This window comes from Streptomyces sp. NPDC003284, from assembly GCF_053589675.1.
Window position 1 is genome coordinate 1 of sequence record NZ_JBSFSI010000034.1, and the last position, 15,109, is coordinate 15,109.

Here is a 15,109-nt window from a genome sequence, read left to right on the forward strand (position 1 = left end):
GGGCGACTACGTCACCGGCCCGCGCATCATCACCGACGCCACCAAGGCCGAGATGAAGAAGGTCCTCGCCGAGATCCAGGACGGCACCTTCGCCAAGAACTGGATGGACGAGTACCACGGCGGCCTCAAGCGGTACAACGAGTACAAGAAGCAGGACTCCGAGCACCTGCTGGAGACCACCGGCAAGGAGCTGCGCAAGCTCATGAGCTGGGTCGACGAGGAGGCGTAAGCCTCCGGGCAGAGGGGTCGGAGCGGGTGCTCCGGCCCCTTCGCCGCACCCGGGGCGGCGCCGCCTCCCACGGCGGACCGGCGGCGTTGTCCACCCCGTCCAGCCACGGACGGGTGATCCTTCCGCAGCGGCGTAATACGACGCACGCGACGCCACTACACTGCTGCACAACAACGCGTCAGGCCCACAGCGTCGTGCGTCTTCCACGCGGCTAGCATCCCGCCCACTCCACCGCCTGCGGCCGTCGGGACGGCCGTCCGCACGCATTGGATTTGTGAGGACTCACGTGAGCTCGAAACCTGTCGTACTCATCGCTGAAGAGCTGTCGCCCGCGACCGTCGACGCACTCGGTCCGGACTTCGAGATCCGGCACTGCAACGGCGCCGACCGGGCCGAACTGCTCCCCGCCATCGCCGACGTCGACGCCATCCTGATCCGCTCGGCCACCAAGGTCGACGCCGAGGCCGTCGCCGCCGCCCGCAAGCTCAAGGTCGTCGCCCGCGCCGGTGTCGGCCTGGACAACGTGGACGTCTCCGCCGCCACCAAGGCCGGCGTGATGGTCGTCAACGCCCCGACCTCCAACATCGTGACCGCCGCCGAACTGGCCTGCGGTCTCCTCCTCGCCACCGCCCGCAACATCCCGCAGGCCAACGCCGCGCTGAAGAACAGTGAGTGGAAGCGCAGCAAGTACACCGGTGTCGAGCTGGCCGAGAAGACCCTCGGCGTCGTCGGCCTCGGCCGCATCGGCGCCCTGGTCGCCCAGCGCATGTCCGCCTTCGGCATGAAGGTCGTCGCCTACGACCCGTATGTGCAGCCCGCGCGGGCCGCGCAGATGGGCGTCAAGGTGCTGACGCTGGACGAGCTGCTGGAGGTCTCCGACTTCATCACCGTCCACCTGCCCAAGACCCCCGAGACGCTCGGCCTGATCGGCGAGGACGCGCTGCACAAGGTCAAGCCGACCGTGCGCATCGTCAACGCCGCGCGCGGCGGCATCGTCGACGAGGAGGCGCTGTACTCGGCGCTGAAGGAGGGCCGGGTCGCCGGCGCGGGCCTGGACGTGTACGCCAAGGAGCCGTGCACCGACTCCCCGCTCTTCGAGTTCGACCAGGTCGTCTGCACCCCGCACCTGGGCGCCTCCACGGACGAGGCGCAGGAGAAGGCGGGCATCGCCGTCGCCAGGTCGGTGCGCCTGGCCCTCGCCGGTGAGCTGGTGCCGGACGCGGTCAACGTCCAGGGCGGCGTCATCGCCGAGGACGTCAAGCCGGGTCTCCCGCTCGCCGAGCGCCTGGGCCGCATCTTCACGGCGCTCGCCGGTGAGGTCGCCGTCCGCCTCGACGTCGAGGTCTACGGCGAGATCACCCAGCACGACGTGAAGGTCCTGGAGCTGTCCGCGCTCAAGGGCGTCTTCGAGGACGTCGTCGACGAGACGGTCTCCTACGTCAACGCGCCGCTGTTCGCGCAGGAGCGCGGTGTCGAGGTCCGGCTGACCACGAGCAGCGAGTCCACCGACCACCGCAACGTGGTCACGGTGCGCGGCACCCTCGCCGACGGCGAGGAGGTGTCGGTCTCCGGCACCCTGGCCGGACCCAAGCACGTGCAGAAGATCGTCGCCGTCGGCGAGTACGACGTCGACCTCGCGCTCGCCGACCACATGGTCGTCCTGCGCTACGAGGACCGTCCCGGTGTCGTCGGCACGGTGGGCCGGGTCATCGGCGAGGCGGGCATCAACATCGCCGGTATGCAGGTGGCCCGCGCGGGCGTGGGCGGCGAGGCGCTTGCCGTGCTGACCGTGGACGACACGGTTCCGGCCGGGGTGCTCGCGGAGGTCTCGGCGGAGATCGGGGCCACCTCGGCCCGTTCCGTGAACCTGGTCTGACGCGCCGGAGGCCGGGGCCGCCCGGCCGCCGACGGCGAGACTCACGCGAGGCACCGGAAGGCGCCGGGTGAGCTGGAGTTCCCAGCTCACCCGGCGCCTTTCGCGTGCCGCCCGGCGCTCAGGCGAGCACCTTCTCGGGCTGCGCCTGCTCGGTCTCCGCGACCGCCTCGGCCGCCTCGTCGGCCCGGACGCTCACCCGGCGCAGGGTCGCCGTGGCCGCGATCCCGGCCAGGACCAGCAGGGCCGCTCCGGCGAGGGCCGCGCCCTGCATCCCGTGGGTGAAGGCTTCGCGGGCCGCGGTGACCAGGGCCTCTCCGGTCCGGCCGGGGAGCTGACCGGCGACGGCGAGCGCGCCGCCCAGGGTCTCGTGGGCCGGGGCGGGGGCACCGGCCGGGATGTCGTGGCGGTAGATCGCCGTGCCGATGGAGCCGAGCGTCGCCATGCCCAGCGCCCCGCCGAACTCCGAGCCGGTCTCCAGCAGCGAGGAGGCGGCGCCCGCCTGCTCCGCCGGGGCCGCGCCCAGCGCCAGGTCGGTCATCTGGGAGATCACCATCACGATGCCGGAGGAGAGGACCGCGCAGGCCGCCAGGATCAGCCAGAGGGAGTCCGTACCGGCCACGGCCAGCATCCCGTAGCCCGCGGCGCCGATGGCGAAGCCGGCGGTGACGACGTAGGCCCGGTTGACGCCCTTCTGCACCAGCTGGGTGGCGATCGGGGCCGCCATGCCGATCGGCAGCGAGGGCAGCAGCGCCCACAGGGCGGCCTCCATCGCGCTCTTGCCGAGCACCGACTGGAGGTACTGCGTGGTGAAGAAGGCCGAGCCCATCATGGCGAACGAGGAGATCAGGTTGAGGACGACGGCGGGGGCGAAGCCGCGGCCGCGGAAGAGGGCGGGCGAGATCATCGGGGAGGCCGCGGTGCGCTGGCGGTGGACGAACAGGGCCGCGAAGAACAGACCGGTGGCGATCGAGGCGACGTAGAGCGGGTGGACGCCCTCGGAGGGGATCTCCTTGAGGCCGTAGACCACGGGGAGCACGGCGGCCATCGACAGCGGCACGCTGATCAGGTCGAAGCGGCCGGGGGCGGGGTTCTTCGACTCGGGGAGCAGGATCGGGCCGAGCACCAGCAGCAGCGCCATCGCGGGCAGGTTGACCAGGAAGACCGAGCCCCACCAGAAGTACTGCACCAGGATGCCGCTGAGCACCGAGCCGAGGGCGATGCCGGCCGTCATCACACCGGACCAGATGCCGATCGCCTTGGCGCGCTGACCGGGGTCGGTGAACATCGTGCGCACCAGCGCCATGGTCGAGGGCATCAGGGTGGCGCCGCCGATGCCGAGCACCGCGCGGGCCGCGATCAGGGTCTCCGCGCTGTTCGCGTAGGCGGCGACGAGGGAGGCGGTGCCGAAGGCGGCGGCGCCGATCAGCAGCAGCCGGCGGCGGCCGATGCGGTCGCCGAGCGAGCCCATCGTCATCAGCAGCCCGGCCAGGACGAACGCGTAGATGTCGAAGATCCACAGCTGCTGGGTGCCGGTGGGCTCCAGGTCCGCGCTGATCGCCGGGATGGCGAAGTAGAGGACCGAGACATCCATCGAGACCAGCAGCAGCGGCAGCATCAGCACGCCGAGGGCGGTCCATTCGCGGCGGCCGGCGAGACCGGCCCGGGTCGTCGTGCTCGTCGAGTTCGTCATGACCACGAATGTACACACGTCTTAAACGCTTGTCTAGTACGAGCGTATAGGTCGCCCGTATAGGTCATCCGTATAGGACGGATGTATGGATCCGCGGGTAGGCTGGAGGGCATGGGACATCGTGAGGATCTGCTCGACGGCGCGAAGCGCTGCCTGCTGGAGAAGGGGTTCGTGCGGACGACCGCGCGCGACATCGTCAAGGAGTCCGGGACCAACCTGGCCTCCATCGGCTACCACTACGGCTCGAAGGACGCGCTGCTGGTGAAGGCCTATGTCTCCCTCGTCGAGGAGATGAGCGGCAGCGGCGGCCCCGCCTGGTCGGCGGCGGCCGGGAGCGGATCGGCCCCCGGGTCGCTGGAGCGGTTCCAGGAGGTCTGGGAGCAGATCATCCGCTCGGTGCCGGCCTCCCGCCCCACCTGGCTGCTCAGCCTGGAGCTGATCCTCCAGGGCGACCGGCTGCCCGAGGTGCGCAAGCTCCTCGCGCAGGCCCAGGAGGAGGGCCGCTCCGGCATCCTGCCGCTGTTCACCGACGTCCCCGAGGCCGACCTCGACAAGGAGACCGTCGACACCGAGGGCCGTCTCTACCAGACCCTCCTCCAGGGCCTGATGGTGCAGTGGCTCTTCGACCCGGACACCGCCACCCGCGCCGACCAGCTCACCGAGGGCCTGCGCCGGGTGCTGGCGGGCGCCGCGCAGCACGCCTAGGACCTGTCCCGACGGCCAGCCCGCGCCGGGCGGCGGCCGCGGTGTAGGGACCGCAGTTTGGTGAGCACGGCTTCCTGCAGAAACGGCGGATTCCGCGCGAGATGAGCACTGCGTGCGAGTGCCGATCATGAGCAGAAGGAACCGCACGGGTGTCTTTGATGGTCGCTGTGTGTAGCGGCGGTTAGCCCTTGCCTTCCGTATCCCGGGTGTTCGGCGACTGGTGGTGGGAGGAACAATGGTCCGCAGAATCGCCGGTTTGGGTAACCGGCGTTCGGCGGCTATGTTCCGCCCAGCCGGGGAGGCTCAGCGGGCAGCCCTGGTGTGTCGACCACGCGAATCCGGCGGTTCGCAGGTTCCTGAGGTGACGACCCCGACGGCCTGGGTCCAGAACATCCCAAGGGACCGTGTCGCTGAACGGTAGGCCGGAAGAACCGGGCCGGCCTCTCCGCACCCGCGCGGGTGCACGCACCACGCGTCGTCAGGGCCCGTCCACGGCCGGTCTCACTGTCGTCGTCCGGCCGGGGCGGCTGCGCCTGCACGTCGATAAGAAGGCGGCTGCGCAGCTCTCCACGACGAGCGGCTACACCCAGATCGAGAGCAAGAAGGCGATGAAGGCCCGCGGCATGAAGTCGCCGGACCGCGCGGAAGCTGTGCTCTTGGCCTTGTACGAGCCCGATCCCTTGAACAAGCCCCGACGGCGGGGCCTGCTCAACTGAAGGGTTTCAGCACGTTCACTCGCCTACCGGGAGCGAAGCAGTCCTTTCGGCATTTGCGCGGTGAGCACCTGCCCACTCGTCTTCGAGGATCTTCTCCACTTCCGCCATACGCGCGAGCACACGGGGGTCCTGCGCGATATAACTCGGAAGTGACGTCCGGCTAGTCACCTCCGCCACCAGCACTTGTTCCACTGCCAGCCCGTAGGCGTTCGCCATGTCTGCACCGTCGATGTAGGCATTGGTGAGATCCGCGTCGTCCATCCGGGTCCCGTTGCAGTTCGCCCGATACATCTCAACCCCCGTCAGGTTCGCCCCCTCCAGGCTGGCACCTTGCAGGTATGCCCGAGTCATTCGGGCCCCGCTCAAATCGGCACCGTCCAACCGGACTCCACACAGGTCCGCGCGGTGAAAGTTGGCTCCGGCGAGGTTCAAGTCACCAAGATCGATCTTCCTGCCCGAATCCACGTGCTCAGAGCCCCCGTTCCACTCCCAGATGCTGTCGTCTGGGTGCCCGCCCGGCTGGGTCGGTGGTCCGATGAGTGCGGTCAACGCCTGCTGTATGTCTGCATCGGGCCTTGTGCGTACGGAGGCGGCCGGGATGCTGGCTACCCCACCCCTGCCGTGAGCGGCCCGACGTGCCTCGGCAATGCGCATGGATCGGGCAACTGGAGGTGCTGGGGCGGCACCGCGAGCGGCCCGGTCCCGTACGAAGGCTTTCAGTACCTGCGTCGCGTGCTCTGCCTGGCCAGGGGCATCTTGGACGATCTGGTCTAGGGCCAGGAGACCTCCGATTCGTACGTACATCTCTGCCGAGCCGAGGCGTTCCAATGCCTTAGTGAAGCGCTCAGTGACCTGGCCTCGCTGGGTGAGTCGGTAGTTGAATGCGGTGAACAGAAGGGCGATGCCCGCCCCGAAGAGGGCGAACAGCTGCACGACCGAGGTCCGAAAGCCAGTGACCAGCGCGGCCGAACCGGTGCGCAGTTCCTTGTCACTGAGGTACTCGCCGTCAGCCCACCAGGGCCCGCGCCATACAAGCAGCACCGCACAGATGGCAGCCATAGCAATCGCTACGCCTCCCAGAATCACAAGTCCCCGTTGTTTGCGCACGACTCATCTCACCGCACGAGTCCCCGCAGAGGCAACGTATTGAGGGGCGGGCTTCCTGATCTTTCCACCGAAGCACGGGCTCCTGGCGCAACTGACTGCGGTAGCGTCCTCGTGTTGTGCTTTCTACGGATCTTCAGGAGCAGAGGCGGACGTCGCTGATCATGAGCACTCGAGCACTAACATGACTGCGGTGTCGTGACAGTGAGTACGGGAAGACCGACCCGCCCCGGGGAGATCGTGGACAGGCACAGCCGTCCCGGACCAGCCGTCCCAGGTGGTCCTACATGCATCGACCCCGACGATCGGCTCGCTCCCTACAAGCGGCGGCGCGCGCCCATGGACGTCTACCGGTGCCATGGCCCCATGTGCGGCAGGGCTCAGCCACCTGCGGCCGAGGGGCCGAGAAACCTCGAGTCGTGGGACGGCTTCGCCCGTGTTCCACAGGGAAGTGCGCCGGACCTCGCGGCCGCCGAGCGGTGGGCAGCTGGCAGAGCATCAGAAGTCGCAAGTGTGCAGGCCACGGGACTGGCTCGCAAGCTACATTCAGGATCATGACCTACAAGTTCGGACCGAATGAGCAGTGCCTTAGGCGCTGCCGTGCAGTCGTCCCGCTGTTGCTCGCCGAAGCGGACAAGGTTGTCGGTACCGGGGTGACCGTCGCTGTCCGTGACATGTCGATGATGCCGATGCTGATGGGCTGGTGGCAATTCACCAACCGCACAGCGAAGGCGGTCGTCCGGCTCTACGACGACGGCTTCAGCGTGGAAGCCGCGCCCCTGATTAGGAACCTGATCGGTCATGCGTACGCGATGAACTGGCTCGTCGACAACGGGTGGTCGGCGCTGAGGGCTATCCGCGCGTACTCCGACGAGCACCGCACCAAGCTAGCCAACAACGTCAATGCGACGTGGAACTTGCCCGACCCCGTAACGGTTGAGACAGCGCCACTCGAGTTCGCGGATGAGGCCGACGAGAAGCTGCACAAGCGGCTACTCGGCGAGCTGTCGAACTTCGACAACCTCGCCAAGGCGTAAGGGACTCCGGAGATATATCCGGTGTACCGGCACCACTCTGCCTTGTCCCACACGACTGCGTACACGGCGAACCCGTTCGTGGTCGAGAAGGACGACATGTTGTACTTCGCGACGGAGCCGCAGGGCGTGGAGGTGATAGTCGAGCGATTGTGGGTCCCGGTCGCACTTCTGCAGGCTGCGAACGCGATCAGCCCTTATATCGAGGGCCACCCGATGAAGAAGACCATTGAGAAGATTATGAACGACCTGGGCCTTCCCGCTGAGATCCTCAACCTGAAGCGGGGCGCTATCCCGGTTGCTGCGGCGCCTCAGTGACATGCAGCGAGAACCTGTCCGCATTAGCGTTTAACAAACGACGCCGACACATCCAAGTGGGTCGTGTCCAGGATTACTGCTACCAGCCCGACCACTAGGAACGGCCGACTATGCCCCATAGCCGTCTTCGGCACGGTGGACATGCTCAGGACCAGGGTGTGCTACGCCAGGGACCATGGGGCGGTTGTAGTCGAGGGGGATGGTGCTAAAGGTGTCGCTAGGGATGGGGGCGGTGTCGTTGTCAGCGATGATCAGCTGTACCCGGTCGCCGTAGGCGTCTGCGAGTGTCTTGAAGCGGTCGTAGATGCGGTTTCCGCGTTCCTGGTCGTCTGGGTTGTTGCCCAGTGCCTTGCGCGGGGAGTCGATGATCAGCAGAGAGGGGACGAGGACATCAGGGTGGGTGAGCCCGAATTCCAGTAGGGCGAGGCTGTAGGCGATGCTCACGCATGTCGTGATGCCGCCGCCGGAAGCCTGCAGGCTCTCGAAAGGACTGCCGTCGATCACCGGCAGATAGGTCTTCGGGTCGATGACCGCCGTCTGTACCCAAGGCAGGTGCAGCTCGGCGAGCAGAGTGAAGAACTCTTGGCTCAGGTCGTCTACGAGTTGGCCGCGGGCTGCGAGGGCCAGGGTGCGACTCTTGACGTCGGCCTGGACGCGCGTGCGGGTCGCCTTGAGGTCCTTGACTTCTTGGTTGATGGACCGCGCGCGAGCCCAGGCATCACGCAGCTGGGTGACGGCGTCAATGCTCGCTCCGAGCGAGGCTACGCGGGCGCTAGAACTGGCGATTGCGTCGAATCGGGGGGCGACGATGTCCCGGGTCTGCAAGTCCAGCTCCCGTCGCAGGGTGGTGGTGAGGAAGTCGGCTTGCTGGACGCGGTCGCGCGCAGCTGCAAGAACCTGTGCATCAGCTTCGCGAACAGCCTGTGCGTCCTGGAGCTGCCTCTCAAGGGCCTCCCGGGTCTGCTGGATGGCTGCAGGGTCGACGGACTCGTCCGGGGGATCGTGTTGCAGACAGACAATGCAGTGGTCCTCTTGGACCGGCCGTCCTTCCAGCCGCTGCATGCAGCGAGGGCAGACGATGAAGTCGAATGGAGACAGCTTTTCGATCGCGGACGCGGAGCGCTCCAAGCGCAGGAGATCGAGTTCGACCTGAGCGACGACTGATTCACGGGCTTCGAGCAACTCGCGTGCAGCTTCGACCTCTTGGTTGGCGTCCCTCGCGCCAGCGACGGCCCGACGGAGCTCCTGCCGGAGAACGGCATCTGCCGCGCTGCTCTCCTCCAGCTCTGAGCGCAGATCACTGAGGGTACGTTCGGCGAGGGACAGCATCTCGCGTAGCTGAACGAGTTCCGCACGGAGCGCGTCATCACTTCGTGAGTCCGACTCTCGGAGGAAGTTGCTGACGTTGTCGTGCTCAGAGGTCTTCGTTTTCATGTCCGTCAGGAGCTGTGCCGAGCGCTGCTTCAGATCCAAGAGCACGCTGTCCGTCAGTCCGAAGATGATCTCGAACAGGGCTCGGCGCATCCCGTCGAAGTAGGTCTGCTGGTGGCGAACGATCTGGGTGTCGATGTAGATCGCTTCGAGGTAGACGTAGGCGAACAGGGCCTGGAAGGTCACGTTGGCCTTGGCTGCTTTGCCTTCCCGACGCACGGGAATTGACGCACGAGGGAACCTCAAGGCGCTCAGCAGCCGGTCGGACAGGGTTGTCTGACCGGCCTCGGCGCGGATGATGAGGCTTTCGCGGAGTTCCAGTGTGACGGGGTCGAGCACGTCCACCTGGTTGCTGCCAGCTTCGCCGATCAGCCTCCGGAGCGCCAGGTGTTCGTCGCCGACGAGGACCTCCGCACACACCGAGTGGACATGATCGCGCACGGCCGGCGTGAGGATGGCGTCACCGCCGACAGCATGCTTGAGCAGCATGAGAAGGCTGGACTTGCCGCTGCCGCTCGGTCCGCTGATCACGGTGGCCGGCTGGTCGAACCGGTACGTCTGCTCCGCGTCTGCGGTGGTGAGAGTTAGGGCGAGGAACTTCAGGTTGACCGCCATCAGATTTCCGTCCGCCAGGGCCTGTCCACCGCGTCGGGCAGGCGCTCATAGATGAGGTTCTTCAGGGCTGACCCCGACTTGTCGAAGTGCTTCTTCAAGAGCGCCGTGCGTTGCGAGACGAGCACCCAGTCAGGTGTCTCGGACAGAGCCGCCGCAGCCTCAGCACCTCTGGCCGTGACGCGGAACTCAGTCTGGTCGCCACCCGTGTACGTGATGAGGTCACGGGCCGCCAGGGAGCCGAGGATGCTGTAGTAGCGCTGGTCCCAAGGCCCGTACTTGTAGCGGGTCATGCGACTCTCGACGGCCCGTCGCTCGGCGGCTGTGGGCTCGGTGCCGCGGGGCCAGCCGGAGCCGTTCTCGTCAAGAAGTCGCTCCAGCATCGCCGGATAGCGAAGTAGGAAGTCGAGTTTGGCCAGTTTGGTGAGTCCCGCAAGGCCCGTGCGTGCCGTGGTGAAGCGTCCGATCAGCAGCAGGACTCTCGCCTCGTGGTAATGAGCCTCACGGCGCTCCTCGCTACGAGCCTGCACCTTGATGCGCGTCTCGGAAGCCAAACGCTCAGAGGCGTTGCTCACGATGCCTCCTCGCCGGAGATCGTGAAGACTTCGGAGAAGTAGTAGTCGCAGTCGTCGCACAGCTGATACGCCAGGCCACGAAGGTGCTTGCCGTTGATCTTGAACGGCAGGGTCACCGACATCGCTTCAGGCGTCAGTCGCTGCCTCAAGAGCCGGTTCATGCGCGCCCCATACGGCTTGCCCTCCGCCGTCTCGCTCTGGGCGTCCGCACGGCAGTCGAAGGCGGTGTCCAAGACTTCCAAGCGCATATTGGCGAGGTCGGAACTGTCTCCTGGCAATCCCGACTGGTGCTGTTTCCAGGCGACGTACCAGGCCGAGCGCAAACTCTCCGCGTGCACGATTTCATCATCGGGAACCTGCCCCTGCACCAGCTTCTTGCGGAGATTCACTCCTCCGGGAGCGACCATGGGGAGTCGACCAGGAGCGAAGGTCGGAACTGTGAGTTCGCGGTAGACGAACTGCTCGCGCACGGTGCGGGCGTACAGCGTCCGGCGAGCGATGCGCTGCTGCATCTGCACGTTCTGGAGGACCCTGCTCGGCGTCACGATGTACTCGGCCAACTGGCCACGCTCACCCTCGCCGCGGTTGGCCTGCTCGATGCGCTCGACGATCTGGCGATAGGTGGCTTCGTTGTCCACGTGATCCAGCTCCAGAGCCAGGATGGCCGGCCGGAGGAGCTGCTGCAGGTTGTGGTCGGTGATGAACTTGGACGAAGGCACGCTCTTGTAGTCGATGTGCAGCACGGCCAGGAACCGTTTGATGGTGGCGACGAAGCCGTCGGGTATGGCGATGTCAGCCATCGCCTTGGTCTCCGGCACTTCGGGGATGTGCGGGTACGGCTGCTTCCAACGAATCTTCAGGAAGTACCGCGCGATGGTCGTTGCCATCGCGTCGACGTCCGCAGTGACCTCTGGGTCTGGACCGCACATTCTCGCGAGTACAGCGGCATTGCCCTTGCCGGTGTTCAAGGCGCCGTTCGTGGTGAGGCGCAAGCGAACGTTGTCTGCGCAACCGCACGCGCGCCAGCTATTGAACAGGTGTGCCAGGCCCCCGTCCTTGCACAGATCGCCGACATTCCACAGGGTCCGGTGGTACTGGCGGTGCTTCACCGATACCAGCTCGACGGCGCCGTCCTTGAAGGCGATGGCGAAGTCCTCGTGCCACTCGCAGACGACGTACTCGATCTCGTCCCGTGTAAGCATGGCCAAGCACGCCTGAGCCGCCACTTCGGCTTGGTACCGATACAGCCGTGAGGTGTCGGTTCCTGCGTCCTCCCCGGGCGCCCGCTGAAAGATCGGATGCACGAAGTCGTCAGCGTCATCCGCTGCGTCCACTGCCACGTCGACCACAGCCACCCCCAAGCCGTACGCGCACCGCGAGCCCCGAGGGGTCGGTGAGCCGAAGATCCCTAGGCGTATCACAGTCCGCATGCGTAACGTAACCGAGTGATCGCATAATTCTGGAACGATCAGACAGTTCCGTCCGCACTAAGACCGTGTCCTATGTGGTGATCGCTCGTTGGGCTGTCTATGGGGCGGGGTACGTGGAGTTGGATTGTTCCGGACGGCTTGTGGGAGATCGCCGAGCCGCTGATCCCACCGTCGAAGGTGCGGCCGCAGGGCGGGGGAACGCAGGACACGCCTGATGAGACGCTGTTCGCGGCGATCACCTACGTGCTGGTCAGCGGTTGTGCCTGGCGGGCTCTGCCGCCGTGTTTCGGGATATCGAAGTCGACCGCGCACCGCCGGTTCCTGATCTGGTCGCGGGCTGGCGTGTGGGGACGGCTGCACGAAGCGGCGCTGCACCGATTCGATGACGCTGGCCTCATCGACGTCTCGCGGGTCGTCCTCGACTCCGCTCATGTCCGGGCTAAAAAAGGGGCGAACTCACAGGTCCGAGCCCCGTGGACCGGGGTAAGCCGGGTTCCAAGATGTATGTCCTGTCGGACGCGAACGGACTGCCCCTGGTCGTCGGCGTCTCGGTCGCCAACACCCACGACAGCGAAGCGCTGAAGCCCATGGTCGAGGGTCACCAAACGAGACACGACCCCCACCGCGGCCGCCACTTCAAGCCTCAACGCATGCACGCCGACAAGGCGTATGACGTCCCCCACCTGCGGAAATGGTTACGCGGCAAACGCATCGGCGTGCGCATCGCCCGCAAAGGCATCGAGTCCAGCGAACGGTTGGGCCGCCGAAGGTGGGTGATCGAGCGGACGATCTCATGGCTGTCCGGCTACCGCCGACTCAGCCCCCGCTACGAGCGCGACCCCCGTAACTACCTGGCCTTTCTCGGCCTCGCCGCAGCCATCTGCTGCCACAAGCGACTCGTCCGCCTCACCACATAGGACACGGTCTTAGCACCGCCGCGACCGCTGGCTCCTCATCCGGTGCCGACACCAAGACCTCGGTGGTGGGATGCGACAGCAACACAGAGATGTCGACCTGCCGCCACCGCGGCACCCCAGCAACCGCAGCCTGCTTGAGAAGAACCCGACGGCCCTCGATTTCGGCGACCGTGAACTGCTCACCATCGAACCTGATCGGCAGTCCTGGCTGCAGCGCCGTCGTCCATGCGCTCACGCGCACCTCCGCAGCACTGATTCACCCGAGAGCGGGCGGGACAGATCTGTGGTCAGCCGACCGGACCACAACAGTGCCATCAGGGGTGGCCGGGCCTCGTGAACTGGACGGTCACCGGCCAGCCGCCGTTCGGCGACGGCCATCAGATCGCCATCTGTGACCTGCTGCCAGGCCTCCTCGACCTCAGATTCAGGCACGATGCCGGGCCGGCGGTAGGCAGCAAGGAACCGTACGTTTTCCAGCAGAACCCGGTCTGCCCCGGACCAAATCTCGTACTCCCAGCCGTGCCGCTCGACCAGCTTGCCCGGCCATTCCAGGGCTTCCGCGATCTTCGGATCCTGCAGACGGACAGCAGGTTTGACATTGACCACCCGCACCGTTCCCGAGCCCTTGACGAGCAGGAAGTCGGGCACCTGATGCCGTACCCGGTCTCCGATCCGGACCACCAACCGGCACGGCTGGGCAAAGATCCCGCGAACCGCCGGATCGAAGTCCGCCAGCAGCAGACGGGCCAACTCCAGGCGGCTCTCATAGACCACATAGCTACCCGTTGTCGCCGACGAGTAGCTTCCCGAGTAGTGAGCCTGTCCGTGTACCGACCTGACCTGCCGCCACGGCACAGATCCTGCGAAGTCAGTCAGCCGGAGCTCTGGTAAGGGCACTTCATGAATCGACCCGTCTTCGTGCCGGATCGATGCCGCGGGCACCCCACGTTCCCTGTGAACCTTGCTCGTGCTCCGTATCGCCACACCTGGACGGTACGGAGCACCCTCGCAGCCCAAGCTCGGAAGACCGCAAGAAGCCAACAACTGACAACTACTGAACGTCACCGATGCTCATGATCACCCGAATTTGCTCGGGCAGTGCTCATGATCCGCCGACAGTGCTCACGAAACTACGGATCCTAGACGCGGCTACAGCCGCGCCGCCTTCAGCGCCATGTGCAGCAGCAGCCGGTCCTCGCCGTCGTCCAGGTCGAGCCCGGTGAGCTGCTCCACCCGGGACAGCCGGTAGTAGAGGGTCTGGCGGTGCACGCCCAGCTCGGCGGCGGTGCGCCCGGCCTGCCCGGCGCAGTCCAGATAGACCTCCGCCGTACGGGCCAGCTCCTGGTGGGCGGGGGAGAGGAGCGGCGCCACCGCCGCGTCGTGCGCGGCCTCGCCGGTCAGCGAGGTCAGCAGCCGGTACGGGCCGATGCGCGCCCACTGCGCCACCGGACCGAGCCGGGGTTCCGCGCGCGCCGCGCGGGCCGCCGCCACCGCCTGCGCCCACGCCGTGCCCAGCTCGGCCAGGCCCGTGCGTCCGGCGGCGATCCCGGCCGCCGCGCCCGCCGCACCGCCCGCCGTGCCTCCCGCCCCGCCGCCGGGCGCCTGCTCCAGCAGCCGGGTCGCCGCCGACACCGCCGGGGCCGGGGAGTCCGCCGAGCGCAGCCGCACCAGCAGCGCCAGACACTGGTCCGCCGCCCCCCACGGCACGGTGCACAGGGCCGTCGCGCCCGGCAGGGTGCGCACCGAGGGCGCGTCGTCCGGGTCGGCCGAGGGCCAGGGCGCCACGCACACCATCGTGTGCGGCCCCTCCGCGCGCGGCCCCAGCGCCGTCCGCAGCTCGGCCACCGCCATGTCCCGGGGCCAGCCCCGCTCGGCGGTCAGCACCGCCCGCAGCTCGCGGGTGAGGTCGGCGCCGTGCTGCGCCTCGTCGGCGAGCAGCGCCCCGATCCGCCCCGTCACCCGCATGGCCGCGGTCAGCTGGGGTTCCGCCGGACCCGGGTCGTCCACCAGCAGCCAGACATAGCCGAGGACGACTCCCCGGTGGCGTACCGGCAGGCAGATCCGCCCCCGGTAGACGCCCGCCTCCGGGGTGGGCGGGATGCGGACCGGGCCGGTGGCGCGGGTGATGCCGAAGCCCTCGAACCAGCGGCGCACCGCGGCCGTGGAGCGGCGGGTGAGGATCGAGCGGGTGCGCACCGGGTCGAGCGCGGCGGGATCGAGGTCGCCCTCGCTGTCGTAGGTGCCGAAGGCGATCAGCTCGAAGTTCCGGTTCTCCAGGGTGGCCGGAGCGCCCAGCAGCTCCGAGATCTCGTCGATCAGCTCCTGGTAGTCGCCCTTGTAATCCGCCGTCACCCGGGCATTCTCCCGCATTTCCGCGGACCCTTCATACATATGTCTGAGATCGGGTCCGCGGATGCGTGACAGCTGTCGATGGCCGACGATCACACGGATCCCTAACTTTCACAGTGGTTC

The 15,109-nt window shown here is 67.1% G+C and carries 14 protein-coding genes and 1 pseudogene; 7 read left to right on the top strand and 8 right to left on the bottom strand.

All coding sequences use genetic code 11. The features are described 5' to 3' along the window. Together ACWDYF_RS36415 and serA are read left to right on the top strand one after the other, a co-directional pair. Positions 1-229 (top strand): annotated as a pseudogene (locus tag ACWDYF_RS36415) (ketol-acid reductoisomerase); the annotation flags it as partial. Between the two features lie 286 nt (positions 230-515). After that, positions 516-2,105, top strand: a complete 1,590-nt coding sequence (gene serA / locus ACWDYF_RS36420) for a phosphoglycerate dehydrogenase (RefSeq protein WP_381741071.1) — start codon at positions 516-518, stop codon at positions 2,103-2,105. Between the two features lie 118 nt (positions 2,106-2,223). Here the strand turns inward: serA and ACWDYF_RS36425 are convergent, their stop codons facing one another. Beyond that, positions 2,224-3,795, bottom strand: a complete 1,572-nt coding sequence (locus ACWDYF_RS36425; protein ID WP_389473820.1) for an MFS transporter — start codon at positions 3,793-3,795, stop codon at positions 2,224-2,226. Between the two features lie 111 nt (positions 3,796-3,906). On the opposite strand from ACWDYF_RS36425, the gene ACWDYF_RS36430 reads away from it, so the two are divergent. Together ACWDYF_RS36430 and ACWDYF_RS36435 are read left to right on the top strand one after the other, a co-directional pair. Continuing rightward, positions 3,907-4,500 carry a TetR/AcrR family transcriptional regulator gene (locus ACWDYF_RS36430; RefSeq protein ID WP_389473822.1) on the top strand — a complete coding sequence of 198 codons (594 nt, stop codon included), beginning with the start codon at positions 3,907-3,909 and terminating at the stop codon, positions 4,498-4,500. A 404-nt stretch (positions 4,501-4,904) separates the two neighbouring features. Next, entirely contained in the window at positions 4,905-5,216 is a 312-nt protein-coding gene (locus ACWDYF_RS36435; RefSeq protein ID WP_389473824.1) for a hypothetical protein, read from the top strand. A 15-nt stretch (positions 5,217-5,231) separates the two neighbouring features. Here ACWDYF_RS36435 and ACWDYF_RS36440 read toward each other — a convergent pair whose 3' ends face one another. Beyond that, on the bottom strand, positions 5,232-6,275 hold the full coding sequence (locus tag ACWDYF_RS36440; RefSeq protein ID WP_389473826.1) for a pentapeptide repeat-containing protein: 1,044 nt from the start codon (positions 6,273-6,275) through the stop codon (positions 5,232-5,234). 599 nt (positions 6,276-6,874) lie between these two features. Here ACWDYF_RS36440 and ACWDYF_RS36445 point away from each other — a divergent pair. Beyond that, positions 6,875-7,357, top strand: coding sequence for a DUF5677 domain-containing protein (locus ACWDYF_RS36445; RefSeq protein WP_389473828.1), 483 nt, complete (start codon positions 6,875-6,877; stop codon positions 7,355-7,357). 78 nt (positions 7,358-7,435) lie between these two features. After that, complete coding sequence (locus tag ACWDYF_RS36450) at positions 7,436-7,672, top strand: hypothetical protein (RefSeq protein WP_389473830.1); 237 nt, start codon at positions 7,436-7,438, stop codon at positions 7,670-7,672. A 108-nt stretch (positions 7,673-7,780) separates the two neighbouring features. On the opposite strand, the gene ACWDYF_RS36455 is transcribed toward ACWDYF_RS36450, so the two are convergent. Genes ACWDYF_RS36455 through ACWDYF_RS36465 form a run of 3 tightly spaced genes read right to left on the bottom strand, consistent with a single transcriptional unit; the run spans position 7,781 to position 11,645 of the window. Beyond that, positions 7,781-9,718, bottom strand: coding sequence for an AAA family ATPase (locus tag ACWDYF_RS36455; protein WP_389473832.1), 1,938 nt, complete (start codon positions 9,716-9,718; stop codon positions 7,781-7,783). Further along, the gene (locus ACWDYF_RS36460) at positions 9,718-10,290 is read right to left on the bottom strand and encodes a hypothetical protein (protein WP_345651017.1); all 573 of its coding nucleotides are present in this window, start codon (positions 10,288-10,290) and stop codon (positions 9,718-9,720) included. The genes ACWDYF_RS36455 and ACWDYF_RS36460 overlap by 1 nt, the downstream gene beginning before the upstream one ends. Then, complete coding sequence (locus ACWDYF_RS36465) at positions 10,287-11,645, bottom strand: dsDNA nuclease domain-containing protein (RefSeq protein ID WP_389473835.1); 1,359 nt, start codon at positions 11,643-11,645, stop codon at positions 10,287-10,289. Before ACWDYF_RS36465 ends, ACWDYF_RS36460 begins: the two co-directional genes overlap by 4 nt. Positions 11,646-11,819: 174 nt before the next feature. On the opposite strand from ACWDYF_RS36465, the gene ACWDYF_RS36470 reads away from it, so the two are divergent. Further along, positions 11,820-12,637, top strand: a protein-coding gene (locus tag ACWDYF_RS36470) for an IS5 family transposase (RefSeq protein WP_451584332.1) whose coding sequence is annotated in 2 segments (ribosomal slippage) — positions 11,820-12,168 and positions 12,168-12,637 — 819 coding nt in all. Because the reading frame shifts where the segments join, the coding sequence is not laid out codon by codon here. On the opposite strand, the gene ACWDYF_RS36475 is transcribed toward ACWDYF_RS36470, so the two are convergent. The 3 genes from ACWDYF_RS36475 to ACWDYF_RS36485 all read right to left on the bottom strand — a co-directional run bounded on the left by ACWDYF_RS36475 (position 12,627) and on the right by ACWDYF_RS36485 (position 15,007). Next, on the bottom strand, positions 12,627-12,872 hold the full coding sequence (locus ACWDYF_RS36475) for a hypothetical protein (protein WP_389474520.1): 246 nt from the start codon (positions 12,870-12,872) through the stop codon (positions 12,627-12,629). The two genes, ACWDYF_RS36470 and ACWDYF_RS36475, sit on opposite strands and share 11 nt — an antisense overlap. Then, a complete protein-coding gene (locus tag ACWDYF_RS36480) occupies positions 12,869-13,579 on the bottom strand; it encodes a TnsA-like heteromeric transposase endonuclease subunit (RefSeq protein WP_389474522.1) in 711 nt (236 codons plus the stop codon). Before ACWDYF_RS36480 ends, ACWDYF_RS36475 begins: the two co-directional genes overlap by 4 nt. 207 nt (positions 13,580-13,786) lie before the next feature. Beyond that, the gene (locus tag ACWDYF_RS36485) at positions 13,787-15,007 is read right to left on the bottom strand and encodes a PucR family transcriptional regulator (protein WP_381741077.1); all 1,221 of its coding nucleotides are present in this window, start codon (positions 15,005-15,007) and stop codon (positions 13,787-13,789) included. Positions 15,008-15,109: the final 102 nt, after the last annotated feature.